This window comes from Paraburkholderia sp. JPY419, from assembly GCF_050435705.1.
In the GTDB taxonomy this organism is placed as follows: domain Bacteria; phylum Pseudomonadota; class Gammaproteobacteria; order Burkholderiales; family Burkholderiaceae; genus Paraburkholderia; species Paraburkholderia youngii.
The window spans coordinates 1,945,147-1,971,414 of sequence record NZ_JBNDKV010000002.1 but is presented as its reverse complement, the minus strand read 5'-3'; the positions used below and the strand labels follow the sequence as shown (position 1 = coordinate 1,971,414).

The following is a 26,268-nucleotide window of genomic DNA, read 5'->3' as shown; positions in this document are numbered from 1 at the left end:
GCGCTTTTATTCGCTTTTACTCTTTTGCTCGCGCGTTCGCCGACTTTATGCGGCGCAAAGCCGCCAGCTTATTTGGCGACCGGCATCGTGAACTCTGCGCCCTTCGCAATGCTGTCGGGCCAGCGCTGCATGATGCTCTTGTAGCGCGTATAGAACCGCACGCCTTCCTCGCCGTACGCGTGATGATCGCCGAACAGCGACTTCTTCCAGCCGCCGAACGAATGCCAGGCCATCGGCACCGGAATCGGCACGTTGATGCCGACCATGCCGATCTCGATCTGCCGGGAAAACGCGCGCGCAATGCCGCCGTCGGACGTAAATAGCGACACGCCGTTCGCAAACTGATTCGCATTGATCAGCTCGACCGCCGAGGCAAAGTCGGGCACGCGCACGACGCACAGCACCGGTCCGAAGATTTCTTCGCGGTAGATCTTCATGTCGGGCGACACTTCGTCGAACAGCGTCCCGCCGAGGAAAAAGCCCTTCTCGTGCCCCACGACCTGATGAGCGCGTCCATCGACGACGAGCTTCGCGCCCGCGGCGACGCCAGCGTCGATATAGCCGACCACCTTGTCCCGATGCGCGCCGGTGACGAGCGGCCCCATCTCGGCCGCCGCTTCCATGCCGTTGAGGATCTTCAGGCTCTTCACGCGCGGCGTCAGACGCTCGATCAGGTCATCGGCGATATGCCCCACCGCGACCGCCACCGAAATCGCCATGCAGCGCTCGCCGGCCGAACCGTAGGCGGCGCCGATCAGTGCATCGACGGCCTGGTCGAGATCGGCGTCGGGCATCACCACGAGATGATTCTTCGCCCCGCCCAACGCCTGCACCCGCTTGCCGTGCTTCGTGCCTTCCGTGTAGATGTATTCGGCGATCGGCGTCGAGCCGACGAACGACAGCGCGCTCACTTCGGGATGCACGAGCAGTGCATCCACTGCGACCTTGTCGCCGTGCACGACGTTGAACACGCCGTCTGGCAGGCCCGCTTCCTTCAGCAGTTCGGCGAGCCGGATCGATGCGGACGGATCGCGTTCGGACGGCTTCAACACGAAGGTGTTGCCGCACGCGAGCGCGACCGGGAACATCCAGCACGGCACCATCATCGGGAAATTAAACGGCGTGATGCCGGCGACCACGCCGAGCGGCTGGCGCAGATTCCAGTTGTCAATGCCGCCGCCGATCTGATCGGTGAAATCGGTCTTCAGCAGGTTCGGGATACCGCACGCGAATTCGACGATTTCGATGCCGCGCATCACTTCGCCCTTGGCGTCGGAAAACACCTTGCCGTGCTCGCGCGTGATCAGCTCCGCGAGTTCGTCGTGATGGCGGTCAAGCAGTTCCTTGAACTTGAACAGCACCCGCGCGCGCTTGATCGGCGCGGTTTCGCTCCACGCGGGAAACGCGGCTTTGGCCGCGGCAACAGCAGCGTCCACCTCGGCGACGCTCGCGAGCGGCACGCGCGCGCTGACGCTGCCGAGCGCCGGATTGAACACGTCGCCGAAGCGCCCGCTCGTGCCTTCGATGGTCTTGCCGTTGATGAAATGGCTCAGCGCACGTGCGCTCGCCGCGCTGCGTGCGGCGTCGTGCTGCGCGGTTGCGTCGGAATATGTCTCGCTCATCTCGTTCCTCTTTTGCTGTGAAATCTCCCGCTTCGCGCTCGACACCGCGCGCCGAAGCATTGCTCAACGCTCAGCGTACGGCGTCTATGAGCGACAAATCCAATGAGTAATGCTCAACTGCGCTATAAGCCGCGCTAATATCAGGATATGGATCTGACTCTGCTTAGGGCTTTCGTCACCGTCGCACGCGAGGGCAACCTTACGCGCGCCGCGGTGCAACTGCATCTGACCCAACCCGCCGTCAGCCTGCAAATCAAGCACTTGCAGGAAACGCTCGGCGTCACGCTGTTCACGCGGACTTCGCACGGGCTCGCGCTGACGCGCGACGGCCAGGCGCTGCTGCCGCACGCCGAACGCGCGCTCGGCGCGGCAGCCGACGTACAGCGCGCCGCGCAGACGCTCCGTCAGGAAGTGCGCGGGCGTCTGCGCATCGGCACCATTCTCGACCCCGAGTTTTTGCGCCTGGGCGGCTTCCTGAAGCAACTCGTCGAGACCTGGCCGCAGATCGAAACCGCGCTGCGCCACGGCATGTCGGGCTGGGTGCGCGAGCAGATTCGGGCGGGCGAGCTCGACGTCGGCTATTACATCGGCCTGCCTTCCGACGACGATACCCGCGACGGCGCCACGTTCCACGCGGTCACGCTCACGCATTTCCAGTATCGCGTGCTCGCGCCGGCGGGCTGGAAAGATCGCGTGAAGGGTGCGCGGGACTGGCGCTCGCTCGCGGCGCTGCCGTGGATCTGGACACCGCCGGCGTCCGCGCACAACCGGCTGCTGTCGCGCTGTTTCGGCGAGGCGGGTGTGAAACCGGTCAAGGTGGCCGAGGTGGACCAGGAGCCGTCGATGCTCGATCTGGTCAAGTCGGGCGTCGGTCTCACGCTTGCGCGCGACGCGACCGCAATCGCCGAGGCGCATGCGCACGCGCTGACGATCGTCGATGGCATCACCGTGCCGACGCAGTTAAGCTTCATCACGCTCGACGAGCGCAAAGACGAGCCGGCGATCGCGGCCGCCTTGAAGCTGATCGAACAGCAGTGGGCGATTTGAGCGAGGACGGTCTGACGCGCTGCGATATGAGTCTCGCTAATGCCCGCACTCGTCCCACCTGCCGCCCGGGCTGAAAGCATTCCGTCACGAAGTTTTTGCTAGATTGTCGGTTTGCGCTCGCGCAGCGCCCTCGTAGCGCTTTCCGTTCCGCCCGACCTCGTCCTTCCAGGCGGCTTCTTCCCGGCACCACCAGCGGCCCCGGAAGCCGTCGATCACTCCGCCCATCCACAGGAGCCCACATGGCACGCAACATCGAAATCAAAGCCCGCGCCCAGCATTTCGACCAACTGCGCGAGCGCGCCGCGCAGCTCGCGACGGACGCGCCGCTGATCTTTCGCCAGCAGGACTTTTTCTACGACGTGCCGCGCGGCCGCCTGAAGCTGCGCCAGTTCGACGACGGCACGCCGGCCGAACTGATCTTCTACCAGCGCGACGACCGCGACGGCCCGAAGGCGTCGTACTACACGCGCAGTCCGGTCACGAATCCCGAAGCGATGCATGCGCTGCTCGCGACCGCGCTGACCACGCGCGGCATCGTCTCGAAAGAGCGGCACGTGTATCTGAGCGGGCGCACGCGGATTCATCTGGATCGCGTCGACGGTCTCGGCGATTTCGTCGAACTCGAAGTGGTGCTCGCGCAGGACGACGACGAAGAAGGCGGCCACGCCGAAGCGGAAGCGCTGTTCAAGAGTCTCGGCGTATCCCAGGCGGATCTGGTGCCGGTCGCGTATGTCGATCTGCTGAATGCGGACGACGAGCCGAAGCGAGCGGCATAAGGATCGCGTCACTGCGGGGGCCGCGGCGGCACGCGCGCGGCTCCCTCTGCCGGCTTGTCGACAACCGCCGGCAACGGCCTAAAACCTTCAGACCGGCGCAGCCCCCGGCGCAAGATGCCCGAGCGGCAACGGCCCATTGCGCTTGAACGTGGTCAGCACGATATTCGAGCGCACGCTATCGACACCCGGCACGCGCATCAGCTTCTTCATCACGAAGGTCGACAGATAATTCAGATCCGGCGCGACGATGCGCAGCAGGTAGTCGGCATCGCCGACGACCGCGTGACACTCCAGTACTTCTGGCAGCACGTCGATCTGCTGCTGAAACTGCTCGATGATCGAATCGCCGTGATGCTTCAGCTTCAAGCTCGTGAAAGCGGTGACGCCGAGGCCGAGCTTTTCCGGCCGCAGCACGACCCGATAGCCATCCACCACGCCGACCTGTTCCAGCCGCTGCAGCCGTCGCCCGATCTGCGACGGCGACAGCGGCACCTGCTCGGCCAACTGCTGATGCGTGGCGCGGCCAAAGCGCTGCAGCACGTCGAGCAGCGCGAGATCGAAGTGGTCGAGTTCAAGCATGGTGATGTCCCGCATAAATTGGCCTGTTAACGCACGATTATCGCATATCTGTTGATTTTCACGCCTGACTTGCGCCCCATCCGCGTGTACCCCGCTCTACACTCGCATGTACCGATTTCCTGCGATTTCCCCTATTAAAGCTTCGCCATGTCCGCCGCCAGCACCGCCAAACTCAAAGAACAGTTCGACGCCGGTCTCGAGGCCCGCGCCGACTTTACGATCGACCAGCCGCTCGAACGCTACGGCACGGTTGAGCATGCGGTCTGGCAACAGCTGTACGCGCGCCAAACGGCCTTGCTCGAAGGCCGTGCGTGCGATGAATTCCTCGCGGGCGTCGAGCGTATCGGCCTGCCGTCGGAGCGCGTGCCGTCTTTCGACGACGTCAACGCGAAGCTGACGCCCTCAACCGGCTGGCGCATCGTCGCCGTGCCTGGCCTCGTGCCGGACCAGGTGTTCTTCGAGCATCTGGCGAATCGCCGCTTTCCGGTTACGTGGTGGATGCGCCGAATCGACCAGCTCGACTACCTGCGGGAGCCCGACTGCTTTCACGATCTGTTCGGCCATGTGCCGCTATTGATCAACCCGGTGTTTGCCGACTACATGCACGCGTACGGCCGCGCCGCGCTCGCCGCCAATGAAGCGGGCGCGCTGCCGCTGCTCGCGCGGCTCTATTGGTACACAGTGGAGTTTGGGCTGATCCGCGATGCCGCGAGTCCGAACGGCGTGAAGATCTACGGGTCCGGCATCGTCTCGAGCAAGGCCGAGACGGTATACAGCCAGCAAAGCGCTGCGCCGAACCGGCTAGGCTTCGCGCTGGAACGTGTGATGCGCACGCGTTACCGCATCGATACGTTCCAGCAAACCTACTTCGTCATCGATGACTTCGCGCAACTGTTCCGCGTCGCACAAACGGACTTCGCGCCGCTGATGGCGAAGCTTGCCAATGCACCGGCCTACGCAGCGGGCGACGTGCTCCACGGCGACCGCGTGATCTCGCGCGGAACCCGCGAGGGATGGCAAACCAGCGGCGACGTTTAAACGCCAAGCCGCCTTAGACCCACCCGGCCCGGCGCACGGCGAGCGTTGCGCAATCGTGAAAAAATACCGGTTTCGCCCGCCTGCCGGCGAGCGTGTTCGACCAACGAGGTGACTCCATGATTCAGAAACTGACTTCCGACGAGCGCACCCAGCAACTGGGGAAACTGCATCGCTGGGAAAGCGTGGCGGAGCGTGACGCGATTCGCCGCAGCTTCGAATTCGCCGACTTCAACGAGGCGTTCGGCTTCATGACGCGCGTGGCGATCAAGGCGCAGGAAATGGATCATCATCCGGAGTGGTTCAACGTGTACAACAAGGTCGATATCACGCTGTCCACCCATGAAGCGAACGGCGTGACCGAACGCGACATCGCGCTTGCGACATTCATCGACAGTGTTACTACCTAATACAAATAGTTACGGGCCCTTATGCGTGTTTATATACAACTTGCCGCGTAATCGGTCCACAATGAAAGGACAATGCAGGCAATACCCTGGGCAAACCTTCAGTTCTACAGGCTATCCTTAAGTTGAACGTAAGCTTCCCAGGCCTGCCTTGCAATCGGGTCAAAACGATCGAGTGATAGCGACTTCTGACGCTGTACAATCAGCAGCGCATACGGCTTGGATAGTGCGCTTGCCTCCTTGCACAGAACGTGTTCGTCGCCGCTCGAAGGTGAGCGGGCGCGCCAGAAGTTGATCGCGGCTTCCAGTTCGTGAATGCTGATCTCGGACATGACTTCGTGATGACTGGCACGGCGCTTCGAGTCGGCTCGACAGCTGCTTCGTGGGGCCGCTGCCGCCGCGTCGCACGCTGGCTGTGTTGCAGGCGCCCCGGCGAACCGCTTGCCAAAACGCCTAAACCCATTGTACTTGAGCGAAATCCATGCGACTCCTTCTGATCGAAGATGACCGCCCCATCGCACGCGGCATCCAAAGCAGTCTCGAACAAGCCGGCTTCACCGTCGACATGGTCCATGACGGCATCTTTGCCGAACAGGCCCTCACCCAAAACCGCCACGAACTCGTGATCCTCGATCTGGGTCTGCCGGGTATCGACGGCATGACGCTACTGTCGCGTTTCCGCCAGAGCAACCGTCACACGCCGGTGATCATCCTGACCGCGCGCGACGAATTGAACGACCGCGTGCAAGGCCTGAACTCCGGCGCGGACGACTACATGCTGAAGCCGTTCGAGCCGGCCGAGCTGGAAGCGCGCATTCGCGCGGTGATGCGCCGCAGCGGTCCGCACGGTGACATGCCGCGTCCGGAAGTGTCACTGGGTGGCGTGCGGCTGTCGGGCGTCGACCGCCGCATCTTCAACGACGACAAACCGCTCGAACTGTCGCCGCGCGAATTCGCAGTGCTCGAAATGCTGCTGCTGCGTCACGGCCGCGTCGTCAGCAAGGCGCAATTGCAGGATCACCTGACGCACTTCGGCGGCGATCTCGGCGATACCGCGATCGAAGTCTACGTGCACCGTGTGCGCAAGAAGCTCGAGAACTGCCGTGTCGAAATCGTCACCGTGCGTGGCTTTGGCTATCTGTTGCAGGAAATCCGCCAGGCCGCATGATCGTCGTGAAGGCCGCGCATTGCGTCGCGGCCTGACGGCGCCGGACCGGCGCCGCGCATCGGCTGTGCCCGCTGCGCGTCGTGCCGGACACCGGGCTGTCTCAAGGCGCTCCGCGCCGTTGCTACCGCAGTTTCCACCGCAGTCACAACTTTCCCGCGCCTAAGATCATGCACCAGCCGGCCGCCAATAGTCTGCGCCGCACGCTGCTGCGGCGCCTCGCTGCTCCTCTGTCGCTGCTCGCGCTGATGAGCGGCCTGATTGCCTACTGGCTCGCCTGGCAGTACACGCAGCACGTGGTCGACCGTTCGCTCGCGGACCTCGCGACCGCTATTTCCAAACAGATCCAGATTGCCGGACCGGAAGCGCCGATCACGGTGCCGCCGCTCGCGCAAGCGATGTTCTCCGACCCGGTCGAACATCTGGTCTACCGGATCAGCACCGGCGACAGCGAAATCGCCGGCGACCATAATCTGCCGCTGCAAGGCACCAACGTGCGCCGCATGCATTACGCGTACGTATTCGAGACGCAGCACGAAGGCGTGACCGTGCGGGTCGCTCAGGTGCGCGTCGATCAGCCGGGCGGCAATCCGATCGTCGTCGAAGTCGGGCAGCCCGTGCATCACCGTTACCGCATCGCTGCGGAGTTCCTGATCGCGATCATGATGCCATTGCTGCTGCTGCTGCTCGCCGGCTGGGTGATCGTGTGGCGCGTCGTCAATCAGCAGCTCAATCCGCTGACCGCGCTCGCCGATTCGCTGAACCGGCAAACGCACACGTCGCTCGAGCCGGTCGACGAAACCTATGTGCCGGTCGAGATCCGTCCGCTGACGGGCGCGCTGAACGCGCTGCTCGATCGTCTGAAAGCCGCCCTCGATGCGCAACGTAAATTCATCGCCGATGCCGCGCATCAGCTGCGCACGCCGCTAACCGCGGTTAAGCTGCATGCGGAGCAGGCGGTGGTCGCGCGCGATCCGCAGCAGACGCTAGCCGCCGTGCGTGAATTGCGCGCCGCGGCCGATCGCGCGGTGCGGTTGTCGAATCAATTGCTGTCGCTCGCGCGCGCCGAGCCTGGCGAACAGGCGGCCCGCTTCGTCAATGTCGACATGGCCGCGCTCGCCTTCGACACGGGCGCCGAATGGGTGCCGCGCGCGCTAGCGGTACACGTGGACCTCGGCTTCCAGCGCCTCGACGATCCGTCGAACGACGACCCGTTGATGGCGCGCGGCAACCCGGTACTGCTGCGCGAAGTGATCGCGAATCTGCTCGATAACGCGCTGAAGTATGTGCCGCCTTCGCGGGCCGACGGCGGACGCATCACGGTGACGGTTTCGCAAACCCTGATCGACGATCTGCGCATGGCCGAGATCGTCGTCGAAGACAACGGGCCGGGCGTGCCGCGTTCGCAGCAGGCGGATCTGTTCAAGCGGTTCTTCCGCGGCGACGGGCAGACCGAGGCGGGCGTCGAAAGCGGCGCGGGTCTGGGCCTTGCGATCGTCCACGACATCATGGTGCTGCATCACGGCAGCGTGCATTACGAGGACGCGCCGGAGGGTGGCGCACGCTTTATCGTGAGGATTCCGTTGCTGCCGCCCAGTGCGTCGGCAGACGCTGCCACCGCCAGCGATGCCAACGAGCGACGCGCCACGAAAAAACCGGCGCACTCGGCGCCGGTCGATTTGTAGAAGGTTTGCCGGGCTGCCCCGGCGGCATTCGCCTTGGCGCCTCGATCAGCGCAGACAGCTAACGCCGCGCGCCGGCCCGTGGCTCATTTCTTCTTCGATTTCTTCGCCGATTTGCTGGACTTCTGGTCCTTGTCGGCAACTTTACCCGACTTGCTGCCGCTCTTGCCCTTTTGCGGCGGCGCCAGCATCGTGCCGCGGCACTTGCGCGCGCCGCAACGGCATTCGTATTCCTTTTTCAGCTTCTTCGTCTGCCGCGCGTCGATCACGAGGCCGTAGTCGTAAAAGATTTCCTCGCCCTCCGCGATATCGCGCAGCGCATGCACGTATACGTGTCCGTCGATTTCCTCGGCTTCGCAGTTCGGCGCGCATGAATGATTGATCCAGCGCGCGCTATTGCCATTCACCTTGCCGTCGATAACCTTGCCGTTATCCAGCGCGAAATAAAACGTGTGATTCGGTTCAGCCGGATTATGCGGATGACGGCGCAACGCTTCTTTCCAGGTAATCCGCTCGCCCTTGTATTCGATCAGTCGTTCGCCCGCCGCGATCGGTTCGAGAGCAAACACGCCTTTGCCGTGCACACCCGAACGGCGCACGGCGATCCTGCGTGAATTCATTGAATGAATCCTTGTGAAGAACTGGGGGATCAAGTCTGGCAATCGTCAGGCGCGTCTCGCGCGCGGCTTTTTCTGACGCGAATAGCAAACGCGGCGCCCTGCGAGCGCCGCGTCGACTTGCGACGCGCATCGCGCCACAACCGGCATCCTACACGCTGTCGACGGCTTCCTTCAACCGTCAGCCGATGCGTGTGTTCAACGTGCGACGAGCGTCACCGTTGACCGAACGTAATGTCGCCGAACAGCGCTTTCTGGTCGCGCGGTTGCGAACGCCAGTACTGCGGCGGCGCTTCGACGGTCGCACCGAGGTTGGCGGCCGCATGCCACGGCCAGCGCGGGTTATAGAGCAGCGCACGAGCCAGCGCGATCAGGTCGGCATCGCCCGCTTCGATCAGCTGCTCGGCGTGCAGCGGATCGGTGATGAGCCCGACTCCGATCGTCGCGAGACTGGTTGCGTGCTTGACCGCCTTCGCGAATGGAATCTGATATCCCGGCTCGAGCGGAATTTTCTGCAGCGGCGACACGCCGCCCGACGACACGTCGATCCAGTCGCAGCCGCGCCTTTCCAGCTCGTGCGCAAACGCGATCGTGTCTTCCAACGTCCAGCCGCCTTCGACCCAGTCGGTCGCCGACACGCGCACGCCGACCGGTTTGTCGGCAGGGAATGCGGCCCGCACGATGTCGAAGATTTCGAGCGGGAAACGCATGCGGTTTTCCAGCGAGCCGCCATAGTCGTCGGTGCGCTGATTCGCGATCGGTGACAGAAACTGATGCAGCAGATAGCCATGCGCGGCATGCATTTCGAGCGCATCGATGCCAAGACGCGCGGCGCGGCGCGCGGACGCGGCGAACGCCTCGCGAATCCGGTGCAGGCCGGCGACATCGAGCGCAAGCGGCGGCTCCTCGCCTGGCTTGTGCGGCAGCGCCGACGGCGCATGCGGCAGCCACCCACCTTGCGACACCGGAATCAGCTGGCCGCCTTCCCACGGCACATGGCTCGATGCCTTGCGGCCCGCGTGCGCCAGTTGCATTGTCACGTTGATGTGCGAATGCTTGCGGATCGCGGCCAGCACCGGCACGAGCGCCTCTTCGGTCGCGTCGTCCCACAAACCGAGATCGCCGGGGGTGATCCGGCCATCCGGTTCGACGGCGGTCGCTTCGATGCACAGCATGCCCGCGCCGGACAGCGCGAGCCCGCCGAGGTGAATCATGTGCCATGCGGTCGCTTCGCCGCGCTCGGCGGAGTACTGGCACATCGGGGAGACGACGATACGGTTGGGAAGCGTCACGCTACGCAGCGTGAGCGGAGAAAAAAGCGCGCTCATGGATTACGTCCAGTGAAAGCCCGAGAGCGATCGAGCATAGCACCGCACGCGGTTTGCTGCAGAAAGGGGGCACCTCGCTGGCCACTTACGTCGCCATTCGGCCAGCCATTCAGACCTTCGTCTCGACCTGATCGAGCCATTCGCCGAACATGCGGCACCCGGCGGCTTCGAGCGCGGGACCGTATCGAGCGGTGTCGGCGCGCAGCTGACGCGCGTCGATGCCGTGACCCGACAGTTCATTGGCATTGCCAATCAGCCAGGGTTCGAATCGATCGGTGCGGATCTCGGGATGACACTGCAAGCCCAGCACGTGATCGCCCCATGCGAAGGCCTGATTCTCGCAGGTAGGAGTCGAAGCCAGACGGGTCGCGTTGGTGGGCAGATCGAAGGTGTCGCCGTGCCAATGCAGCATCGACGTATGAGCGCCATCAAGATGACGCAGTGGCGAGGCGCGGCCCGCATCGGTCAGCGTAAGCGGTGCCCAGCCTAGTTCGGCCTGAGCCGCGGGGTAGACGCGCGCACCCAACGCCCGGGCGATCAGCTGTGCGCCAAGGCAGATACCAAGTGTCGGCAACCCGGCCGCGATGCGCTTTTCGATCAACGACAGCAGCGGCGCTAGCGTGGGGTACAGCGCATCGTCGGTGGCGCTGATGGGGCCGCCCAGCACGACCATCAGCGACGCGGCAATCGGATTGGGCGCCTCGATACGGGCGACGCCCACGTCGAGATAGCGGACCGGACGCCCGCGCTCGCCGAGCACGAGCTCGAGACTGCCCAGATCCTCGAAGTGCACATGGCGGATGGCGAGTACTTCCCGATTCATCGGCCTGCCCTATCTTCAGGTTCACTAACGACTTGCCGCCAACGACTTTATCCTTGCACTGCACCAGCCGGCAAGCAGGCGGCGTATACCGCCCGCCGTAGCCGGCCAGGTCATGTTAGCGGATTGTTCCGGAAGACGCCGGTTATTGGGCGAAGATCTTCCAGGTCTTCTTCTGGGTGGCTACGTCCGCCGTTTCGTGCACGGAGCAGTCGAGACGCACATCGGTATCCGACATGTTCAGGTCGAGCAGCGCGCAATGATGCGGCGTCTTCTTCGGATTCTTGCTTGCCTGGAAATGCGTGCAGCTCAGGCACATGCGATGCGACGGAATCGTGTTTTGCGCTTCGAGCTGATAGATGGTCTTGAGCAGCGTGCGATAGAACACGGACTGTTCGTCCTCGCGCAGCGTGCCGACCGCCTTGGACAGGAAGTCCGGCCATTGCGCGGCGCGTTTGGCGGCGGTGCGGCCACGCGAGGTCAGGCGTACCGCGAGCGCGCGACCGTCGTCGAGTGCGCGACGCTTTTCGACGAGACCCTTGGTCTCGAGCGTGCTGACCGCATCGCTGGTGGTCGCGGCGGTCAACGCCGTTTCGCGCGCGATCTCGCCGAGACGCATCGGCCCCTTGCGTTGCATCAGCAGCACGAGGATCTCACCCTGGGTCGGCGTCAGGCCCGCGCCTTCCGCCCATTCCCAAGCCTGGCTTCGCATCGCCGTGCTCAATCGCAAGAGGCTGTGGGTCACTCGCCCGTTTGCCTGTTCTCCGTATACGCCTTCGCTCATAATCTTCGATTCGTTTATTTACCGCTTTGGTGCGATGCCGGCGGTTGCCTGCCGGGGTACGCCCGTCGCGTGTGTGGGTAGCTTCGTCCAACCGCGGATGAAGCCGTTTGTACTATCTCAAAAATACACCGCCTTGGAAGCCGAAGGCGGCGAAAAACGACATTCTATGCGAGACCTGCAAATCGTACAGCTAACTTATCCAACGCGAGCTGTGGATAAGCAGGGGAAAACGTTTGGATAGCCTGTGTACCGTTTTGCAACAAGCACTTGCAGCGTGTCGAGCGTTTCCTCGGTTGCGCTTGCCAGGCGTGGCCGGAGCGTCTTTCGTCAGCCTGGTTATCAATTCCCCAGAGCATTGACTTTGCAGGTATTTATTCAGTTGTCCACAGCCTTTGGCAACGCCTGCTCACTGCCCCTAGGCTGGTATACGTAAACTTTCGACAAACCTGAAGGGTTGCGCGCACGAAAAGTCATAAAAATTTTTTTACGAAAAAAAACCCGCACGGGGCGGGTTTCGTCGGAACGTCGCGCAACTGCCGCACGCAAACGGTTTCATGAGGTCTTCGCGGCTAGGCTCGCCACTGCAAGCACTGCTGCCGAACCGCTTCATGCAAGGACTTCTCCTGCGCAAACACGCTGCGCAGCCACGTCGCGTCATTGACCTGGCCACGCGCGATCGCGCCGACTTCGGCCAGCGCATTGACCGAGCCGAGCGCTTGCGCATGCGATCCGATCTGTTCGAGCGTTTCGAGGATATCTTCGGAAATCGTCTTTCGTTCACCGGTTTGCGGATTGATGCAGGTGCCGCCGAGTCCGAAACGGCAGGCTTCGAAACGGTTGAACGTGTAGACCAGATAGTCGTCTTCCTGCGGCGTGATCGGCTTGTCGAGCAGCAAATGACGCGCGAGCGTCTGGATGTAGCAGGCGATCGCCGCGGCGCGATCCACCGAAAACGGCGTATCCATCACCCGAACCTCGATCGTGCCGAACCCCGGCTTCGGACGGATATCCCAGTAGAAATCCTTCATGCTGTTGACCACGCCCGTGTGGACCATCTTCGAGAAATACTCCTCGAAGCTGTCCCACGTCAGCACGAACGGCGCGCGGCCCGACAACGGAAACGCGAACACGGAATTCAGTCGTGCCGAATGAAATCCGGTATCGACACCCTGTACGAAAGGCGACGACGCGGACAGCGCAATGAAATGCGGGATGAAGCGCGACATCGAATGCAGCAGATACAGCGCGCTGTTCGGATTCGGGCAACCGATGTGCACGTGCTGGCCGAAGACCGTGAACTGCTTCGCGAGATAGCCGTACAGTTCGGAAAGATACTGAAAACGTGGCGTATCGACGATCTGCCGCTCGCTCCATTGCTGGAAGGGATGCGTTCCGCCGCCGCACAGACCGACGTTCAGATGGTCGGCCGCGGATACCAGCGTGTCACGAATCTTGCGCAGATCGGCGACCGCCTGTTCGTGCGACATGCAGATGCCGGTCGACAGCTCGATCATGCTTTCGGTGATTTCCGGCGTGATGTTGCCGGGGATTTTTTCGTCCTTGATGAGGCGCAGCAGATCGGTGCCGGCTTTGGTCAGATCATAGTCGTGCGTATTGACGATCTGCATTTCGAGTTCGATACCGAACGTGAACGGTTTCGAATCGATGAAGGGTTCGAGTGACATGGCGTCCCCTGAGTCAGGTCGTTTGAGGCGAAGGAATTGAAAAGACGGGTTCGTGAAACGCGCATGGCACCCACGCGCGTTTCACGCTCAACCCACGCGCCGCTCGGCGACGAGCGCGAGGCTGCGATAGACGAGCCACGGCCCGAGAATCTGCAGCACGAAAATCGAACACATGACGATCGCGCGCAATTGCGGATCGAAGCTCGGATACAGGTTGTACGTGTCGTCGACGAGCAGATACGCGAGCGCGGACATCGGCGACAACGACAGGCCGAGTGCGATGCCCTGCTTCAGATTCAGGCCGCTCGGCTTCGCGAAAGCCAGCACGCCGACCAGCTTTGCGACGAGGCGAGCAACGATCAGGCCCAGCGCCGCGACTCCGCCCAACGCGATGTGCCTCCATTCGAACGACGTCAGCGTCAGCACGAACAAGATCACCGTCAGCAGCCAACCCGCGGTGCCGAAATGCTGCGGCCACAACTGCGGACGCGCTTCGTGATTCTTCACGATGATGCCCGCGGCGAGCAGCGCGAGAATCGTCGATAGCTTGAACAGATGCGCGATTGCGATCGCGAGCAGCACGAGACCGAACAGCGCGACGAACGAATGCTCGTCGTGCATGTTCAGGCGCCGATAGAAGAACGTGCAGGTGCGCGCGAGCAGATACGCGAGCACGAGCGAGCCGACCAGCAGGTACAACGGCTGCAGGATCGTCGCGAACACGTTGCCGTAAACCTCCTGATGCAGCCAGCTCGACACGAGCTTTTCGATCACGACCGCGTACATGCTGTTCAGCGCGGTCAAGGTCAGAAGCCGCTGCGTGACCTGTCCTTCGGCGCGCAGTTCGGTTTTGAGCTGGATCACCATCGCGGGAGATGTCGCCATCGCGATCGCGGCCAGTACGGTCGCGACCATCAGCGGCACGTGCAGGAATAGGAGCACCGGCAGCACCAGCACGAAAGTCAGCGTGGCTTCGGCCACGCTCGACAGAATCAGCCACGGATTACGGCGGATCCAGCGCAGATCGAGCCGGCTACCCAGTTCGAACAGCAACAGGCCCAGCGCGACGTCGAGCAGCGGCCGCGCGGCGCTCGCGGAATCCGCATCGATTACGCCAAAACCGGCTCCGCCGGCTATGAGGCCGATCACCGCATAGCCGGAAATGCGCGGTAAACGCCACGCGCGAAAGCAAAGCTCGCCGCACAGACCAGCGACAAGCAATGCGAGACCTGCCCAGAAAATGGCGTCGGGTGAAAGCGGCCACGCTGGCAGAAACGAAAACGCCGAATTCATCGTAATGGGTTCTCCTTGGCAGCAACGGCAGACGACACGAACCGGCGCACACGCACGCCGTGGCACGAGCGAACCGAGAGCGCTCGTTGTCGCAAGCGCTTCGCGAAGTCAGCGTTGCGAGGTTTCAATGATCGGATGATCGGAATGCGCCGCGGCCGCAAAAAACCGCACTGAGTCGGGCACATTCACGGGATGCGGCAGTAGCAACAGGCACGGTGAAGGAACGCCGTCGACCTTGAATCAGATTCTGTTTGACCGGCACCGTTCCGTTGCTGCGCGTGCCGTCAGATGCGGTGGCACGACGCGGAAAAGAACCGGGATTGTGCCATAGCTTGTTCCGCGTTAACCGAAAAGACGTTAACTCGCTGGCAAAACGGTAAAAAAGTACGTTATTTTCATACCGAACGGAAAAAGCGACCTTTTTTCGCGGCATCCCGTCAATTTCGACAACATCGCGAACGGTGAATCCGCTCCCTGGCATCACGTCCGCGTGTGTGACCTTGATGCGCGGTTTGGTCTGCATTTTTTTGCGCTCTTCCCAGGTTAACGGCGCGCATGGAGTAATCCGTTTACGTGAGCCCGAACGAAATTCATCCAGCCCGATAGGCGGGGCGCTAGCCCCCGTCTTTGCTGTTTACTGGTTTACCGTATGTATACGTAGTAACAGTTAACAAGCTGCCTCCGTTTCTGTGGATAACCTTTGTTTACCGAAATAAATCATCATGTTGTCGGCCGCATAACCGGATGGACAGCATGTGCGGCTGCGGCCGGTATACGCGAGCAACTTTTCGCACTTTTTCGCGATGTTCCAGTTACCCCGTTTACGTCCACAACGGCTCCACACCACTTGCGCCGGTTAACTGCGCGGTTATCCACAGGCTGCGGTGGATAAGCGGAGGTGTCGGTTAATGTGGTTTACAGCGCGGGCGGAGTTAACGTGCCGGGCGTTAACTCCGCAATGGTCGAATCCGGGTTAACCGATCGTCCCCTGTCGCAACGAACGCAGCAGAAAACGCGCGGGGTCGATGTCCTCGGCGAGATCGCGTTCCAGCGGCCACGGCTCGCCTTCGATCTGTGATGCGATCAGTTCAGCGCCGAGCGCGGCCCATACCAGCCCGCGAGAACCATAAGCGAATGCGCCGTATAGACCGTCGACGCGCGGCAGATCGAGCGGCCATGCGCCGCGCAGGCGAGCAGCATCGCGTGCGGCAGCGGCTTCGTCGGCGAGCTGGCCGATCATCGGCATGCGGTCCGAGGTCACGCAGCGAAACGCAACGCGTCCGCTGAGCGAGGTCAGCGACGCGTCATCGAGTGCGCTTGCGAACGACGGCAGCATCTGCGCGACGCGCTCGAGATTCTCGCGATGACCGTCCACGCGCAGCGACGTGTCGGGGTCGTCGAGCTCATAGGTCGCGCCTGTCAGCGTGACGCCGTTCGCGAGCGGCACGGCATAGCCCTCGCCGATCACCGGCAGCGCGAGCGGCGCGACGGTCCCCGCCGGCAGCAAGCTCAACTGACCGCGAATGCTGCGAGTCGGCGCATGACGCAAGCCAGCGATGCGCGCAGCTTCATGCGCACCGGCGACGATCACGACCGGCGCTCGCGCGACCACCTTTCCCGCGATATCGAAGACGGTCCACTGGTCGCCGCAACGTTCGAGCCGCGCGACGTCGACGCCGAAGCGTCGTTCGAGCAAGCCGCCTGCCGATGCCAATTGCGCCGCGCAAAGAGAGGCGGGATCGATCCAGCCGCCGCGCGGAAAGAGCCAGCCGCCACGCGCGAGCGGCATGCCGGCGAGTTGCGCTGCATCGGCCGCGGAGACCGGCGTCACGTAGTCGGACGGATAGCGAAACGTGGCGATGGCCGCGCCGATCGCGCGCGATTCGTCGTCGTCCGCGGCGATCTGCAGCAGGCCGCGATCTCCTCGGGCCAGTCGATGCCCTGCGTTTTCGAGTGCGGTCCAACGATTGAGCGAGTACAGAAAGCCCGCCCGGGTGACGCGCGACGCGACACTGTCGTCGCGCGAAATCATTGGGTGAAATACGCCGGCCGGATTGCCCGACGCATCCTGCGCAACCGACCCATGCCGCTCGAGCGAAGTCACGCGCCAGCCGCGTGCCGCAAGCCGCTCGATCACTGCGCAGCCGGCCAGCCCCGCTCCGATCACGACCGCATATCGTTCATCATGGCCGAACGGCGCGGGCGGTTCATAACGGCGCACACGCCAGCGCGGCGCGAAGCGTCCGACCAGCATCGCGCGTTTCCAGCCGAAGCCGTCGACCTTGCGATACTCGAAGCCGCATTGCGTCAACGCGCGCTTGACGTCGCCCGCGCTGCTATAGGTGGAGAAGGTCGCGTCGTCGCCGGCGACGCGCGCGAGCGCCTTGAAGATCGCCGGACTCCACAGTTCGGGATTTTTCGCGGGCGCGAAACCATCGAGATAAAAAGCATCGGCACGCAGCCGCAATGCGGGCAGGCTGTCGAGCGCATTGGCGAAGATCAACGTCAGCACGACGCGGCCGCCTTCGAATTCCAGCCGGTGCGTACCGGGCACGAGCATCGGCCATGCGTTCGCGAGCGTTTCCGCGAGTTGGGCGATGAGCGGATCGGAGATCGTCGATGCGTGGACGCGGCGCAGATCCGCGGCGCTAAACGGATGCTTCTCTGTCGACACGAAATGTAGCCGCTCGCAGCGTGCGGGATCGGCTCGCCACGCGGCCCACGTCACGAGAAAGTTGATGCCGATGCCTAAGCCGGTTTCGAGCACGGTGAAGGTTCGACGGCTCTGCCATCTTTCGGGTAATTCGTTGCCGCGCAGAAAGACGTAGCGAGCCTGCTCGAGCGCGCCGACGGCGCTGTGATAGATGTCGTCGTAGTGCGGTGAAAAGGGGCTGCCGTTGTCGCGGAAAGCGAGGACGGCGGGGATCAGCGGATCGGTCATGCGCGACGGGAAAACACGCTCAAAAGATCGCTCGAAAGAGCGGGTTCGATGGTCGGAGTCGGCGCGCACCGCGCGCTAGTCGCCGAAAAAGACCCATCAGGACGCTTTCAGACGCTTTGCTGCGTTGGCAAAAACCAACGCTAACCCCCGCCAGGACTGGGTTTCAGCCCTCGTTTAGGGGGTGCTGAAGGGCAAAATTTCGATTTACTTGCAAGAACGGCCCGAAAACCGTGCAATTCCTCGAAACCCTTATCCTGATTGGGTTTGCGCTGCGCTATCATAGCAAGCGCCGCGAAGGGAGCGGCAGCACGGCCGCCGAACAGTATCCTGTCCGGCGTGGGAGATCTTCAGGATCGGGGCCGCAGCTGCTCGACGGCGCGGTGCGCGCACGTATAATCGGCGCGGTCGCGCTGTTCGTATCAACCTAAACTCAGAAAGGAACCTTAATGAACAAACAGGAACTGATCGACGCTGTCGCAGGACAGACGGGCGCCAGCAAGGCTCAAACCGGTGAAACGCTGGACACGTTGCTTGAAGTGATCAAGAAGTCTGTGTCGAAGGGTGAGGCGGTCCAGTTGATCGGCTTCGGTAGCTTTGGTTCGGGCAAGCGCGCAGCGCGTACGGGGCGTAATCCGAAGACCGGCGAAACCATCAAGATCCCGGCTGCCAAGACTGTCAAGTTCACTGCAGGCAAGGCGTTCAAGGACGCAGTCAACAAGCGCTAAGCAGACTACTGCCGGGCAGTTGACATCCGCGAGAAAAACCCGCCAGTGGCGGGTTTTTTTTCGTCCGTGCATGAGGTTCGAATGCGCGGCGTGCTTCGTTCAGTTATGACGATGCGCGTTCTTGCCGTGGTCATGTCCACAATGCTCGCAGTCGTCGCCGTGCCCGTGATGATGATGGTGATGCTGGTCGTGATCGTCATCGTGGTCGTCGAACTCCCATGCCGGGAACGGATCGGGGAACTGCTGCCAGGCTTGCGGCCCGAGCGCGTATTCGTCGTCGGTGAGCAGACAGGCATCGAACTTCGCGCGCCAGAGGGCGGGGTCGATATCGACGCCGATCAGCGCGAACTCCTGACGACGATCACCGATGCTCATATCGTCCGGCTCGCCGTACCAGTCGGCGGCGATTTCGGCGGCCAGCTGGTCGTCGCCTTCCGGCCATTCGCTGCGATCCTGCGCGGCCCACCACATGCCCGCGGGGCCGTGCCGGCAAGCACCACCGGCCTGCGAGAGCGAACCGCCGATATCGTTGCGCGTCGCGAGCCAGAAGAATCCCTTGCTGCGCAGCACGCCCTTCCACTCCTGGTGCAGCAGCTCCCATAGGCGCTGCGGATGAAACGGCCGGCGTGCGCGATAGACGAAATAGCCGACGCCGTATTCGTCGGCTTCGCTGTGATGCATGCGGCCATCTTTACCGCCGTGCTCATTCTCGTGCTTGTGCTCGAGCGCCGCGAGCCAGCCCTGCGCATTCGACGCTTCGTCGAAATCGAAGCGTCCGGTGTTCAGCACCTGATCGAGCGGCACGTCGCCAAAGCGGCTCACGAGCTGCACCGCGCGCGGGTTCAGGCGCGCGAGGATGCGCTGCAAACGCGCGAGCTCGTCCGCGCTGACGAGATCAATCTTGTTCACGACGAGCACGTCACAAAACTCGATCTGCTCGATCAGCAACTCCACGATCATGCGGTCGTCGCCTTCGTCGACCGTGACGCCGCGTTCGGAGAGTGCATCGGCAGACGCGTAATCGCGCAGGAAGTTGAACGCATCGACGACCGTGACCGTCGTATCGAGCCGGGCGGCTTCGCCGGGCGATGGGGCTTCGTCGCCATCGAATGTGATGGTCTCGGCAATCGACATGGGCTCGGCGATGCCACTCGATTCAATCACCAGCACGTCGAAGCGCTTTTCGCCGGCGAGGCGACGGATTTCGCTTTGCAGATCGTCGCGCGGTGTGCAGCAAATGCAGCCGTTCCTGAGTTCGACGATCTGCTCGTCGACGCCCGGCAGCTCGGCCGCATCACGCACGAGCGTCGGGTCGATATTGACGTCGGCCAGATCGTCGACGATCGCGGCGACGCGCAAACCGGCGCGATTCGCGAGGATGTGGTTCAGGAGCGTGGTCTTGCCAGCGCCCAGAAAACCGGAGAGCACGGTGATGGGCAATAGCGGCTGGTTCATCGCGGTACGAAATACGGGAAGATTGGAAGGCGTGCCGGGCGTGGGGCCAAATCGTCGGCGTCGCTGCGACGGCGCGACAAAAGCACGAAGTCGCATTGTGCATTAAAATGCGTGCGGCTCGTGCGAGCGACAGCGTTGGAATGGCTTACTGCGCGGGCATCAACTTCCAGCTGCGCAGAATTGCAGCGATCTGTTGCGCGTATTTGTCCCGCAACGTCGGCGTCTCCGAGTGGTATGCTCCGACCGCCTGCCAGGTATTGCCGTACTTGTTCATCTGGCGGCGCAGATGCCACGCCGCGATGTACACGTTCTTGCACGGCTCCATCAGCGTGCCCTGCGAGATCCCGTACTGGGCGAGCACCGGCAGATGCACGGAATTGATTTGCATCACACCGTAGTCGGTCGAGCCGTTCGCGTTCTTGTGCTGCGCATCCGGCCGGTTGTGCGACTCCTGCCACGCGATAGCCCGTAAGATCAGCGGATTGACCTTCTGATACTTCGCCGCTTCATCGAAGCAGTCGGCGCGCGCGGAACCGGCTGCGGCGAGCAGCGCGAGCGTGGCGGCAACGGTGAGGAGCGGACGTTTCATCGGTCAATAGGACTAAGCAAACCCGAGGTAAGAATCGGTAAGGCAGTTCACCGACCGCCGTCTCGGCCGCAACGGCAAGCTGGCCGGGCGTTTGTCGAACATCGGGGAAAACCCGCGTCAGCAAACACATAACAGTGGGTCGAACGGCTCGTATCATACCGGCAGTCCGACCTTCGTCAAGTTGGCTAACCGACATAAGACCGTACAAAGCCGGGTAATGGCGTGAGTGTACGGCGGCGGGTAGCTTTCAATTTAATAACAGCTCTGCGATCTTCGTGGATTCGCATGAGGCCCCTTGTTTTGTTTCAATTCCGACATGAAAAGCTGTTACTGTTCGATTTTTTCGGACGTCGGGACGCTGGAGCTCAAAGCGAAACTCGCTTTTAGGGCCGGCTCACAAACCGACCGGGCGGTAGCTTGCCGCCGGGTCCGCATCGCATGACCGTCGGTGGCAGAGGCTGCCGGCATCGATATTACATCCCATGAGAAGAAATTGTATGACTTTGCGTCGGGTGGCAACGGCGCTGCTGGTGGCTGGACTGATCACCGCGCAAACTGCACAGGCGCAGGTGACACTCAACTTCGTCAACGCCGACATCGACCAGGTCGCCAAGGCGATCGGCGCGGCGACCGGCAAGACGATCATCGTTGATCCGCGGGTGAAGGGGCAACTGAACCTCGTGTCCGAAAATTCTGTGCCTCAGGATCAGGCGCTCAAAACCCTGCAGTCCGCGCTGCGCATGCAGGGGTTCGCGCTCGTGCAGGATCATGGCGTGCTGAAAGTGGTGCCCGAGGCCGACGCCAAGCTACAGGGCGTGCCGACCTACGTCGGCAACGCGCCGACGGCGCGCGGCGACCAGGTCGTCACGCAGGTCTTCACGCTGAGGAATGAGTCGGCCAACAATCTGCTGCCGGTTCTGCGTCCGCTGATCTCGCCGAACAACACGGTCGCGGCCTACCCCTCCAACAATACGATCGTCGTCACCGACTACGCCGACAACGTGCGGCGCATCGCCCAGATCATCGCGGGTGTCGATAGCGCGGCCGGTCAGGCGGTTGCGGTCGTGCCGCTGAAGAACGCGAATGCGATCGACATCGCGCAGCAGATGAACAAGATGCTCGATCCGGGCTCGATCGGCAGCACGGACGCGACGCTCAAGGTGTCGATCTCGTCCGATCCGCGCACCAACTCGCTGCTGATGCGCGCGTCGAACACCGCACGCCTCGCGGCGGCCAAGGAGCTCGCCAAGCAGCTCGACATGCCGACCGCGATGCCGGGCAACATCCACGTCGTGCCGCTACGCAATGCCGACGCGACGAAGCTCGCGCGCACGCTGCGCAACATGCTCGGCAAGGGCGGTGGCGAGGGCTCGTCGGGTGGCGCGAACGAGGCGAACTCGTTCAACCAGAACACGAGTGGCGGCGGCGGCGGTGGCGGCGGCGGCGGTGGCGGTCTGTCGAACAGCAGCTATTCGACGGGCTCGTCGGGCACGCCGCCGTTGCCGTCGGGCGGCCTCGGCGGCGGCTCGATGAACTCGCCGATGGGCGGCGGCGCTTCGGGCTCCAGCAGTAATACCGGCGGATTTCTCGGCGGCGACAAGGAAAAGAGCGAGGATCAGGGCGGCGGCATGATTACCGCCGATTCCGCGACCAACTCGCTGATCATCACCGCGCCCGAAGCGACGTACCGCAACTTGCGCGCGGTGATCGACCAGCTCGATGCGCGTCGCGCGCAGGTGTATATCGAGGCACTGATCGTCGAGTTGAACTCGAATACGAGCGGCAACCTCGGCATTCAGTGGCAGGTCGCGAACGGCAACCTGTTTGCCGGCACCAACCTGGCGACTGGCTCGGGCAACAGCATCATCAACCTGACGGCCGCGGCGGCCGCGGCTGGTTCGACCGGCGGTCTCGCGACGGCGCTAGGCAGCCAGGGCCTGCAACAGGGCTTGAACGTTGGCTGGATCCACAACATCTTCGGCGTGCAGGGTCTCGGCGCACTGCTGCAGGCGCTGTCGCAGACCGCAGACGCGAACGTGCTGTCCACGCCGAACCTGATCACGCTCGACAACGAAGAGGCGAAGATCATCGTCGGTACCAACGTGCCGATCCAGACCGGTTCGTACTCGAACCTGACGAGCGGCACGACGAGCGCGGCGTTCAATACGTTCGACCGGGTCGACGTCGGTCTGACGCTGCACGTGAAGCCGCAGATTACCGACGGCGGCATCCTGAAGCTGCTGCTCTACACGGAAGATTCGGCGATCGTGAACGGTACGAACAACGCGGCGACGAACCCGGCGGGCCCGGAATTCACGAAGCGTTCGATCCAGTCGACCGTGCTGTGCGATAACGGCGAGATCATAGTGCTCGGCGGCCTGATGCAGGACAACTACCAGGTCAGCAACAGCAAGGTGCCGCTGCTTGGCGACATTCCGTGGCTGGGCCAGCTGTTCCGCTCCGAGCAGAAGACGCGCAACAAGACTAACCTGATGGTGTTCCTGCGCCCGGTCATTCTCGCCGACCGCGACACCACGCAGGCCGTCACGGCGAACCGCTACGACTACATCCAGGGTGTGCAGGGCGCGTACCGTCAGGACAACAACATCATGAGGGATCGCGACGATCCGGTCGTGCCGCCGATGCCGCTCGGCCCGAGCCAGGGCGGGGTGCCGGCGATGAACCTGTTCGACCTGAACCAGATGCGCCGCCAGCAGATGATGCCGCAGCAGCTACCGCAACAGGTGCCTCAACAGGTACCGCCGCAGGCCGTACCGCAAGCCGGCGCGCCGGCCGTGCCGCAAGCTGGCGCGCAGACTACGACCCAGCCCGTGCCGCAAACCATGCCGCAACCGGCCGTCGTCGAGCCGGCGAGCGGCCCGGTGCCGAGCACGGTGTCGCCGGGAGCGCGTCCGTGACGCAGATGCCCGCGCAAACCGCGCCCTCGCAACGTCCGCTGAACGGCGATGCCGCGGCCGGCGAGCGCGCGGCACCCTCGCCGCTCGCCGCCCGGCTCGTGCCATACGGTTTTGCGCGGAGCGGCCAGATCCTGGTCGCGCATCAGCATGCCGATAGCCTCGAAGTCTGGATCAGCGAACGCACGAGCGAAGCCGCGCTGGCCGAAATCGCGCGCAACTACGGCGTAGTGTCGGTCGTGCGCGTGCCCGCCGACGATCTCGCGCAGGCGATCAACCAGGCCTATGCGCGCCAGGACGGCAGCGCCGCGCAGGTGGTCGGCGAAGTGGAAGGCGAAGTCGATCTGTCGCGGCTGATGCAGGACATCCCCGAAGTCGAGGATCTGCTCGAATCGGAAGACGACGCGCCGATCATCCGCATGATCAACGCGCTGCTCACACAAGCGGCGCGCGAGCAGGCGTCGGATATCCATATCGAGCCGTTCGAGAATGCGTCGGTAGTGCGTTTTCGCGTCGACGGCACGCTGCGCGACGTGGTGCGGCCCAAGAAAGCGCTGCACGGCGCGCTGATCTCGCGGATCAAGATCATGGCGCAGCTCGACATCGCCGAGAAACGTCTGCCGCAGGACGGCCGCATCACGCTGCGCGTCGGTGGTCGTCCGGTCGACGTGCGGGTATCGACGCTGCCCACCGGCCACGGCGAGCGCGCGGTGCTGCGTCTGCTCGAGAAAGACGCGGCGCGGCTCAATCTCGAAGCGCTCGGCATGGCATCCGACACGCTCGGCCAGTTCGACAAGCTGATCGGCAAACCGCACGGCATCGTGCTCGTGACCGGCCCGACCGGCTCAGGCAAGACGACGACGCTGTATGCGTCGATGTCGCGACTGGAGACGGCAACCACCAACATCATGACGGTGGAAGACCCGATCGAATACGACCTGTCCGGCATCGGCCAGACGCAGGTCAACGAGCGGATCGGCATGAGCTTCGCGCGCGCATTGCGCTCGATTCTGCGTCAGGACCCGGACGTCATCATGATCGGCGAAATCCGCGACCTCGAAACCGCGCAGATCGCGGTGCAGGCATCGCTGACCGGCCACCTGGTGCTCGCCACGCTGCACACGAACGACGCGGCATCGGCCGTCACGCGTCTGACCGACATGGGCGTCGAGCCGTATCTGCTCGCCTCGTCGCTGCTCGGCGTGCTCGCGCAGCGGCTGGTGCGGCGACTGTGCCCGGTGTGCCGAGAAGAGCGCACCGAGGAAGACGGTAGCAAGCGCTGGCATCCGGTCGGCTGCGACCGTTGTGGCCAATCCGGTTACGCGGGACGGCGCGGCGTCTACGAGCTGCTGCTGATCGACGAAACGATCCGCTCGCTGATCCACCGCAACGCGGCCGATGCCGAAATTCTCGAAGCGGGCCGCGCCCAAGGCATGCGCACGCTGCGCGAGGATTCGGAGCGCTGGCTCGCATCGGGACTGACGTCGCTCGAAGAAGTGATTCGCGTGACGGGCGGAGCATAAGCGCATGCCGGCATTCCGTTTTGAAGCGATCGACGCGGCGGGCAAGGCACAAAAAGGCGTGCTCGACGCCGACAGTGCGCGCGGCGCGCGCACCAACCTGCGTTCGCAGGGACTCACGCCGCTCGTCGTCGAACCGGCGGCGTCGCGCACGCGCGGCGAGCGCAATCAGCGGCTCGCGCTCGGGCGTCGTCTGTCGCAGCGCGAGCAGGCGATTCTGACGCGGCAGCTCGCGAGTCTGCTGATCGCGGGCCTGCCGCTCGACGAAGCGCTCTCGGTGCTGACCGAGCAGTCGGAGCGCGACTACATCCGCGAGCTGATGGCGGCGATTCGCGCCGAAGTGCTCGGCGGTCATTCGCTTGCGAACGCGCTGCAGCAGCATCCGAAGGATTTCCCCGAGATCTACCGGGCGCTCGTCGCGGCCGGTGAACACACGGGCAAGCTCGGCCTGGTGCTGTCGCGGCTCGCCGATTACATCGAGCAGCGCAATGCCCTGAAGCAGAAGATCGTGCTGGCGTTCACGTATCCGACGATCGTCACGATCATCGCGTTCGGCATCGTTACGTTCCTGCTCAGCTATGTGGTGCCGCAGGTCGTCAACGTGTTCGCGAGCACCAAGCAGCAACTGCCGTTTCTGACGATCGTGATGATGGCGCTGTCTGGTTTCGTGCGGCACTGGTGGTGGGCGATGCTGATCGGCGTGATCGCGGTCGTCTATCTGGTGCGCGCGACGCTCAGGCAACCGGGCCCGCGTCTTGCCTTCGACCGCTGGCTGCTGACCGCGCCGCTGCTCGGCAAGCTGGTGCGCGGCTATAACACCGTGCGCTTCGCCAGCACGCTCGGCATTCTGACCGCGGCGGGCGTGCCGATTCTGCGCGCGTTGCAGGCCGCGGCCGATACGCTCAGCAACAACGCAATGCGCGAGAACATCGACGATGCGATCGTGCGGGTGCGCGAAGGTACGTCGCTGTCGCGCGCGCTCGGCAACACGAAGACGTTTCCGCCGGTGCTCGTGCACCTGATCCGCTCGGGTGAAGCGACCGGCGACGTGACGACGATGCTCGATCGCGCGGCCGACGGCGAAGCGCGGGAGCTGGAGCGTCGCACGATGTTCCTGACGAGCCTGCTCGAGCCGCTGCTGATTCTGGCGATGGGGGGCGTGGTGCTCGTGATCGTGCTTGCGGTGATGCTGCCGATCATCGAACTGAACAACCTCGTGCAGTAGCAGCAGCCGTAGCGCGAGGAAGGAAAAGAAAGGATTGGCGCGGCGTGCCGTATCAGCC

Annotated in this window: 24 protein-coding genes; 11 read left to right on the top strand and 13 right to left on the bottom strand. The window is 63.3% G+C overall.

The genetic code is table 11. From position 1 onward, the window contains the following. Positions 1–68: 68 nt before the first annotated feature. Positions 69–1,622 (bottom strand): CoA-acylating methylmalonate-semialdehyde dehydrogenase, encoded by a 1,554-nt coding sequence (locus QFZ91_RS15120; RefSeq protein ID WP_429567690.1) that lies wholly within the window; start codon positions 1,620–1,622, stop codon positions 69–71. A gap of 147 nt (positions 1,623–1,769) precedes the next feature. Here QFZ91_RS15120 and QFZ91_RS15115 point away from each other — a divergent pair, with 147 nt between their 5' ends. Together QFZ91_RS15115 and QFZ91_RS15110 are read left to right on the top strand one after the other, a co-directional pair. After that, the gene (locus QFZ91_RS15115) at positions 1,770–2,669 is read left to right on the top strand and encodes a LysR family transcriptional regulator (RefSeq protein WP_008917942.1); all 900 of its coding nucleotides are present in this window, start codon (positions 1,770–1,772) and stop codon (positions 2,667–2,669) included. Between the two features lie 239 nt (positions 2,670–2,908). Further along, positions 2,909–3,445 (top strand): class IV adenylate cyclase, encoded by a 537-nt coding sequence (locus QFZ91_RS15110; RefSeq protein WP_176125366.1) that lies wholly within the window; start codon positions 2,909–2,911, stop codon positions 3,443–3,445. Between the two features lie 87 nt (positions 3,446–3,532). On the opposite strand, the gene QFZ91_RS15105 is transcribed toward QFZ91_RS15110, so the two are convergent. Beyond that, positions 3,533–4,024 carry an Lrp/AsnC family transcriptional regulator gene (locus QFZ91_RS15105; protein WP_013090976.1) on the bottom strand — a complete coding sequence of 164 codons (492 nt, stop codon included), beginning with the start codon at positions 4,022–4,024 and terminating at the stop codon, positions 3,533–3,535. Positions 4,025–4,171: 147 nt separating this feature from the next. Here QFZ91_RS15105 and phhA point away from each other — a divergent pair, with 147 nt between their 5' ends. Together phhA and QFZ91_RS15095 are read left to right on the top strand one after the other, a co-directional pair. After that, positions 4,172–5,062: a phenylalanine 4-monooxygenase gene (gene phhA / locus QFZ91_RS15100; protein ID WP_429567689.1), complete on the top strand. Its 891-nt coding sequence runs from the start codon at positions 4,172–4,174 to the stop codon at positions 5,060–5,062. A 92-nt stretch (positions 5,063–5,154) separates the two neighbouring features. Continuing rightward, complete coding sequence (locus tag QFZ91_RS15095; RefSeq protein ID WP_368598814.1) at positions 5,155–5,469, top strand: 4a-hydroxytetrahydrobiopterin dehydratase; 315 nt, start codon at positions 5,155–5,157, stop codon at positions 5,467–5,469. 104 nt (positions 5,470–5,573) lie between these two features. Here the strand turns inward: QFZ91_RS15095 and QFZ91_RS15090 are convergent, their stop codons facing one another. After that, positions 5,574–5,798, bottom strand: coding sequence for a DUF3717 domain-containing protein (locus QFZ91_RS15090; protein ID WP_176109909.1), 225 nt, complete (start codon positions 5,796–5,798; stop codon positions 5,574–5,576). A 149-nt stretch (positions 5,799–5,947) separates the two neighbouring features. Between QFZ91_RS15090 and QFZ91_RS15085 the strand changes: the two genes are divergently transcribed. Together QFZ91_RS15085 and QFZ91_RS15080 are read left to right on the top strand one after the other, a co-directional pair. Further along, complete coding sequence (locus tag QFZ91_RS15085; RefSeq protein ID WP_013090980.1) at positions 5,948–6,634, top strand: response regulator; 687 nt, start codon at positions 5,948–5,950, stop codon at positions 6,632–6,634. Positions 6,635–6,801: 167 nt separating this feature from the next. Further along, positions 6,802–8,316: a sensor histidine kinase gene (locus tag QFZ91_RS15080; RefSeq protein WP_429567688.1), complete on the top strand. Its 1,515-nt coding sequence runs from the start codon at positions 6,802–6,804 to the stop codon at positions 8,314–8,316. Positions 8,317–8,399: 83 nt separating this feature from the next. On the opposite strand, the gene QFZ91_RS15075 is transcribed toward QFZ91_RS15080, so the two are convergent. The 8 genes from QFZ91_RS15075 to mnmC form a co-directional block, all read right to left on the bottom strand. Continuing rightward, positions 8,400–8,933 (bottom strand): SET domain-containing protein, encoded by a 534-nt coding sequence (locus QFZ91_RS15075; protein WP_429567687.1) that lies wholly within the window; start codon positions 8,931–8,933, stop codon positions 8,400–8,402. 212 nt (positions 8,934–9,145) lie between these two features. After that, the gene (locus QFZ91_RS15070; RefSeq protein WP_368598818.1) at positions 9,146–10,258 is read right to left on the bottom strand and encodes an NADH:flavin oxidoreductase/NADH oxidase; all 1,113 of its coding nucleotides are present in this window, start codon (positions 10,256–10,258) and stop codon (positions 9,146–9,148) included. A 109-nt stretch (positions 10,259–10,367) separates the two neighbouring features. Continuing rightward, positions 10,368–11,081 (bottom strand): glutamine amidotransferase, encoded by a 714-nt coding sequence (locus QFZ91_RS15065; protein WP_429498602.1) that lies wholly within the window; start codon positions 11,079–11,081, stop codon positions 10,368–10,370. A 142-nt stretch (positions 11,082–11,223) separates the two neighbouring features. Continuing rightward, positions 11,224–11,862 (bottom strand): MarR family winged helix-turn-helix transcriptional regulator, encoded by a 639-nt coding sequence (locus QFZ91_RS15060; protein WP_176109905.1) that lies wholly within the window; start codon positions 11,860–11,862, stop codon positions 11,224–11,226. Between the two features lie 569 nt (positions 11,863–12,431). Next, positions 12,432–13,547 carry a YbdK family carboxylate-amine ligase gene (locus QFZ91_RS15055; protein WP_429567686.1) on the bottom strand — a complete coding sequence of 372 codons (1,116 nt, stop codon included), beginning with the start codon at positions 13,545–13,547 and terminating at the stop codon, positions 12,432–12,434. A gap of 87 nt (positions 13,548–13,634) precedes the next feature. Beyond that, entirely contained in the window at positions 13,635–14,840 is a 1,206-nt protein-coding gene (locus QFZ91_RS15050; protein ID WP_176109903.1) for a cation:proton antiporter, read from the bottom strand. 124 nt (positions 14,841–14,964) lie between these two features. Beyond that, on the bottom strand, positions 14,965–15,363 hold the full coding sequence (locus tag QFZ91_RS15045) for a hypothetical protein (RefSeq protein ID WP_429567685.1): 399 nt from the start codon (positions 15,361–15,363) through the stop codon (positions 14,965–14,967). A gap of 450 nt (positions 15,364–15,813) precedes the next feature. Then, entirely contained in the window at positions 15,814–17,781 is a 1,968-nt protein-coding gene (gene mnmC, locus QFZ91_RS15040) for a bifunctional tRNA (5-methylaminomethyl-2-thiouridine)(34)-methyltransferase MnmD/FAD-dependent 5-carboxymethylaminomethyl-2-thiouridine(34) oxidoreductase MnmC (RefSeq protein ID WP_429567684.1), read from the bottom strand. Between the two features lie 230 nt (positions 17,782–18,011). Here mnmC and QFZ91_RS15035 point away from each other — a divergent pair, with 230 nt between their 5' ends. Then, positions 18,012–18,209, top strand: coding sequence for a hypothetical protein (locus QFZ91_RS15035; protein WP_176109901.1), 198 nt, complete (start codon positions 18,012–18,014; stop codon positions 18,207–18,209). An 18-nt stretch (positions 18,210–18,227) separates the two neighbouring features. After that, the gene (locus QFZ91_RS15030; protein WP_013090989.1) at positions 18,228–18,506 is read left to right on the top strand and encodes an HU family DNA-binding protein; all 279 of its coding nucleotides are present in this window, start codon (positions 18,228–18,230) and stop codon (positions 18,504–18,506) included. A 99-nt stretch (positions 18,507–18,605) separates the two neighbouring features. On the opposite strand, the gene QFZ91_RS15025 is transcribed toward QFZ91_RS15030, so the two are convergent. Beyond that, positions 18,606–19,961, bottom strand: coding sequence for a GTP-binding protein (locus QFZ91_RS15025; RefSeq protein WP_429567683.1), 1,356 nt, complete (start codon positions 19,959–19,961; stop codon positions 18,606–18,608). 145 nt (positions 19,962–20,106) lie between these two features. After that, positions 20,107–20,550 carry a lytic transglycosylase domain-containing protein gene (locus QFZ91_RS15020; RefSeq protein WP_176125355.1) on the bottom strand — a complete coding sequence of 148 codons (444 nt, stop codon included), beginning with the start codon at positions 20,548–20,550 and terminating at the stop codon, positions 20,107–20,109. Between the two features lie 497 nt (positions 20,551–21,047). Here QFZ91_RS15020 and gspD point away from each other — a divergent pair, with 497 nt between their 5' ends. From gspD to gspF, 3 genes are read left to right on the top strand one after another with little or no spacing between them, the layout of a single operon-like run. Further along, the gene (gene gspD, locus QFZ91_RS15015) at positions 21,048–23,468 is read left to right on the top strand and encodes a type II secretion system secretin GspD (RefSeq protein ID WP_429567682.1); all 2,421 of its coding nucleotides are present in this window, start codon (positions 21,048–21,050) and stop codon (positions 23,466–23,468) included. Positions 23,469–23,473: 5 nt separating this feature from the next. Beyond that, positions 23,474–24,988, top strand: a complete 1,515-nt coding sequence (gspE, locus tag QFZ91_RS15010; protein WP_368622997.1) for a type II secretion system ATPase GspE — start codon at positions 23,474–23,476, stop codon at positions 24,986–24,988. 4 nt (positions 24,989–24,992) lie between these two features. Next, positions 24,993–26,210, top strand: a complete 1,218-nt coding sequence (gspF, locus tag QFZ91_RS15005; RefSeq protein ID WP_429567681.1) for a type II secretion system inner membrane protein GspF — start codon at positions 24,993–24,995, stop codon at positions 26,208–26,210. The last annotated feature ends 58 nt before the right edge of the window (positions 26,211–26,268 follow it).

Coding starts and splice junctions, on each gene's coding strand:
- QFZ91_RS15085 (WP_013090980.1), top strand. CDS start 5,948: ATGCGACTCCTTCTGATCGAAGATGACCGCCCCATCGCACGCGGCATC.
- QFZ91_RS15020 (WP_176125355.1), bottom strand. CDS start 20,550: ATGAAACGTCCGCTCCTCACCGTTGCCGCCACGCTCGCGCTGCTCGCC.
- QFZ91_RS15050 (WP_176109903.1), bottom strand. CDS start 14,840: ATGAATTCGGCGTTTTCGTTTCTGCCAGCGTGGCCGCTTTCACCCGAC.
- mnmC (WP_429567684.1), bottom strand. CDS start 17,781: ATGACCGATCCGCTGATCCCCGCCGTCCTCGCTTTCCGCGACAACGGC.
- gspF (WP_429567681.1), top strand. CDS start 24,993: ATGCCGGCATTCCGTTTTGAAGCGATCGACGCGGCGGGCAAGGCACAA.
- QFZ91_RS15090 (WP_176109909.1), bottom strand. CDS start 5,798: ATGTCCGAGATCAGCATTCACGAACTGGAAGCCGCGATCAACTTCTGG.
- QFZ91_RS15025 (WP_429567683.1), bottom strand. CDS start 19,961: ATGAACCAGCCGCTATTGCCCATCACCGTGCTCTCCGGTTTTCTGGGC.
- QFZ91_RS15105 (WP_013090976.1), bottom strand. CDS start 4,024: ATGCTTGAACTCGACCACTTCGATCTCGCGCTGCTCGACGTGCTGCAG.
- QFZ91_RS15115 (WP_008917942.1), top strand. CDS start 1,770: ATGGATCTGACTCTGCTTAGGGCTTTCGTCACCGTCGCACGCGAGGGC.
- QFZ91_RS15060 (WP_176109905.1), bottom strand. CDS start 11,862: ATGAGCGAAGGCGTATACGGAGAACAGGCAAACGGGCGAGTGACCCAC.
- gspE (WP_368622997.1), top strand. CDS start 23,474: ATGCCCGCGCAAACCGCGCCCTCGCAACGTCCGCTGAACGGCGATGCC.
- QFZ91_RS15070 (WP_368598818.1), bottom strand. CDS start 10,258: ATGAGCGCGCTTTTTTCTCCGCTCACGCTGCGTAGCGTGACGCTTCCC.
- QFZ91_RS15110 (WP_176125366.1), top strand. CDS start 2,909: ATGGCACGCAACATCGAAATCAAAGCCCGCGCCCAGCATTTCGACCAA.
- QFZ91_RS15075 (WP_429567687.1), bottom strand. CDS start 8,933: ATGAATTCACGCAGGATCGCCGTGCGCCGTTCGGGTGTGCACGGCAAA.
- QFZ91_RS15120 (WP_429567690.1), bottom strand. CDS start 1,622: ATGAGCGAGACATATTCCGACGCAACCGCGCAGCACGACGCCGCACGC.
- phhA (WP_429567689.1), top strand. CDS start 4,172: ATGTCCGCCGCCAGCACCGCCAAACTCAAAGAACAGTTCGACGCCGGT.
- QFZ91_RS15065 (WP_429498602.1), bottom strand. CDS start 11,081: ATGAATCGGGAAGTACTCGCCATCCGCCATGTGCACTTCGAGGATCTG.
- QFZ91_RS15080 (WP_429567688.1), top strand. CDS start 6,802: ATGCACCAGCCGGCCGCCAATAGTCTGCGCCGCACGCTGCTGCGGCGC.
- gspD (WP_429567682.1), top strand. CDS start 21,048: ATGACTTTGCGTCGGGTGGCAACGGCGCTGCTGGTGGCTGGACTGATC.
- QFZ91_RS15045 (WP_429567685.1), bottom strand. CDS start 15,363: ATGCAGACCAAACCGCGCATCAAGGTCACACACGCGGACGTGATGCCA.
- QFZ91_RS15055 (WP_429567686.1), bottom strand. CDS start 13,547: ATGTCACTCGAACCCTTCATCGATTCGAAACCGTTCACGTTCGGTATC.
- QFZ91_RS15030 (WP_013090989.1), top strand. CDS start 18,228: ATGAACAAACAGGAACTGATCGACGCTGTCGCAGGACAGACGGGCGCC.